The sequence below is a fragment of the Candidatus Planktophila sp. genome (genome assembly GCF_040402275.1).
GTDB lineage: Bacteria > Actinomycetota > Actinomycetes > Nanopelagicales > Nanopelagicaceae > Planktophila.
The window spans coordinates 1-2759 of the sequence record NZ_JBBAMW010000033.1; the positions used below are offsets into that span (position 1 = coordinate 1).

The window sequence follows — 2759 nt, forward strand, 5'->3', positions numbered from 1 at the left end:
TGCGATACCCTTGAATTATGTGTGGTCGTTATGCGCAAACAGCCGATATGCGCGAGCTAATGGAGCGGTTTGAGGTCACCGGCACATCGCCAGAAAGCTCACTGCCACTGAATTGGAATATTGCACCAACAAATCCAATTTACATAGTTCGTGCCAATGACCGTTCTGGCAAAGACGTAAAGAGCGAGAAAGCCCTTGCAACAGTGTCTTGGGGATTAATTGGTCCCTGGTTAACAGATATGCAAGAGGCACGTGCCTCACAATCTAGGGCTATCAACGCCCGCAGTGAATCTATTCATGAAAAGCCAACATTTAGAAATGCATTTAGATCTACACGCTGTTTGATCCCTGCATCTGGGTATTACGAGTGGGCAACGGCCTTAGGTCAATACCGACCAAAGCAACCCTTCTATATTTCAGCTCGTGATGGCCTGCAACTTCCCATTGCCGGAATCTGGAGTAGTTGGACAGCGCCAAATGGCGAAGTAATTGAAACCGCATCGATCATCACGCAAGAAGCACAAGGCGAGCTAGAAAGTATTCATAGCCGCATGCCAGTTTTTATGCCACCTGATCGTTGGGATTTATGGCTTAACCCTCGCAATACCGATGTGAATGAATTGAAATCGATGATGGTTGTTGAGCATCCAGAATCCATCGTGATCGCTCGCCCCGTTTCAGATGCGGTAAACAGCGTGGCAAATAATGGAAAAGAGTTAACCGTTGAAACGCCTTTGGGAGAGCCAGAAACCCTGTTTTAGCGATAGTGTTTTGAGCGATGTCAACGGATCTAGTTAAAGAGAACTCAGCGGATCGTGCTGTCCGCTTCGAGTCAGATACTCAGGGCGATAACTATGCATCCTGAAGAAGAGGTTATTGGCGCTGTTGGTTTAACTGAAATGATCGTGCGTCCTGGCGACACATCTGTTGCAATCGGTATTGGCGATCTCCCGATCATCGCGCCATCACTGCTTATTAATTTAATGGAGCATGCAGCAATATTGTCTCTAGATCTATTTCTAGAACCGGAAGAGACCACCATCCCAATAAGTGTTGAATTCATTTCACTATCACCTGCAAGTATTGGCGCCGAACTACGCGGCACATCACGCGTGATTGAGATTGAAGGAAAAGAATTAACCTTTGAATGTGAAGTGTATGAGCATGATCGCCAGATTGCAGCAGCCTTGATAAAAAGATCAACGGTGGAGCGAGTATCTTTCCTCGCCCGCACCGCTGCTCTTAATCTTGTTCAGGATACAAATAAAAACTAAGCCTTCTTAGTGGCCCAGAAAATCTCTGCGATCTGATCGATCTTTGCGATCAATGAATCTGCAACTGCAACATCTTGAGTTCCCTTTGTACCTGCAGCACCTGCAAGCTTTGTTGCCTCATTAAACAATGAGTGCAACTGTGGGTATGCCTCAAAGTGTGGAGCCTTGAAGTAATCAGTCCACAGCACCCATAGGTGCTCCTTGACCTGATGTGAACGCTCTTCCTTGATCGCCACTGAACGTGAGCGGAAATCTGCATCTGAGTTAGCTGCGTACTTTTCCATGCATGCCTTTACAGATAGCGCTTCAATCTTTGCCTGCGCTGGATCGTAAACACCACATGGAAGATCGCAGTGTGCGTAGACAGTTGTCTTTGGTGCAAACATTTTCATCTCCCCTATTAAGCACTTATTGATGTAATGGAATTGCAGTGCTTATGGTGCGAGACTACCGCCCGTGAGCAAATTTGGCACAGTCAGGGTCGCAGGCGGTTCCATGCTTCCCGCCTACCGAGATGGCGACTGGTTATTTGTTAGCTGGCTAGATGCTGCGCCAGGTTTAGAGGCGGTCGGAAACTCCCTTGTTAGCAAGGTTGTAGTTGTTGAGCGCGAAGAACGTCCAGGAATATTTCTCATCAAGCGTGTGCAAAAGTTTCATGCAGGAAATTACTGGGTGCAGGGTGACAATGAAGAAAGTACTGATTCACGCACCTGGGGATGGATTCCGGCTAATCAGGTTGTAGGTGTTGTGTTGTTGCGAATCAAGAAAAGTAGAAGGTAAACCTTTAGCGCGTAAAGGCTTCTAGCAACAACGCTTTTTGCTCATCTTCATGCAAGTGATGACTACCTGTTGCAGGAGAAGCAGTTGCACGACGAGAGATGCGACGCAATGTGCGAGCACCAAATCCATGTCCACCATGTGCTTCTGAAGTGCGAAGTGCAATGTGTGACCAAGGACCCTGGTTTGCAGGTTCATCTTGAACCCACAGCAAATTAGCATTTGGATGCTTATTAGCTTCTGCAACCATTTCATCAACAGGAAGTGGATACAAAAGTTCAACTCGAACAATTGCTGTTCCAGTCTCACCAAGCTTTGTGCGCTCTGCTACTAGATCGTGATAAATCTTTCCTGAACAGAAAATCACACGAGAAGCGTTTTGCACTGAATCATCACCAATTACTTCTTGGAAGTGACCTGTTGTGAAATCTGACAAAGCAGATGCTGCAGCCTTGAGGCGAAGCATTGACTTAGGCGTAAAGACAACCAACGGACGTCGAGCAGGATTCTTTGCATGCCAACGAAGCAAGTGGAAGTAATTTGCAGGGCTTGCTGGTTGTGCAACAGTCATGTTCTGCTCTGCACATAGCTGCAAGAAGCGCTCAATACGCCCAGAAGAGTGATCTGGTCCTTGTCCTTCATAGCCATGTGGCAGAAGTAGTACAACAGAAGAACGCTCACCCCACTTTTGAAGAGCGGATGAAATGA

At 46.9% G+C, this 2759-nt stretch carries 4 protein-coding genes and 1 pseudogene; 3 read left to right on the top strand and 2 right to left on the bottom strand.

The genetic code is table 11. The annotated features are described in order from the left end of the window. Window positions 1-17: 17 nt before the first annotated feature. The gene (locus tag AC9UEY_RS05470) at window positions 18-761 is read left to right on the top strand and encodes an SOS response-associated peptidase (RefSeq protein WP_509538868.1); all 744 of its coding nucleotides are present in this window, start codon (window positions 18-20) and stop codon (window positions 759-761) included. Between the two features lie 93 nt (window positions 762-854). Further along, on the top strand, window positions 855-1274 hold the full coding sequence (locus AC9UEY_RS05475) for a thioesterase family protein (RefSeq protein WP_509538870.1): 420 nt from the start codon (window positions 855-857) through the stop codon (window positions 1272-1274). Here AC9UEY_RS05475 and sodN read toward each other — a convergent pair. After that, entirely contained in the window at window positions 1271-1666 is a 396-nt protein-coding gene (gene sodN / locus AC9UEY_RS05480; RefSeq protein WP_509538873.1) for a superoxide dismutase, Ni, read from the bottom strand. The genes AC9UEY_RS05475 and sodN overlap by 4 nt on opposite strands. A 64-nt stretch (window positions 1667-1730) precedes the next feature. On the opposite strand from sodN, the gene AC9UEY_RS05485 reads away from it, so the two are divergent. Further along, complete coding sequence (locus tag AC9UEY_RS05485) at window positions 1731-2054, top strand: S26 family signal peptidase (RefSeq protein WP_509538875.1); 324 nt, start codon at window positions 1731-1733, stop codon at window positions 2052-2054. A gap of 4 nt (window positions 2055-2058) precedes the next feature. Here AC9UEY_RS05485 and kgd read toward each other — a convergent pair. Then, window positions 2059-2759 (bottom strand): annotated as a pseudogene (gene kgd, locus AC9UEY_RS05490) (multifunctional oxoglutarate decarboxylase/oxoglutarate dehydrogenase thiamine pyrophosphate-binding subunit/dihydrolipoyllysine-residue succinyltransferase subunit); the annotation flags it as partial.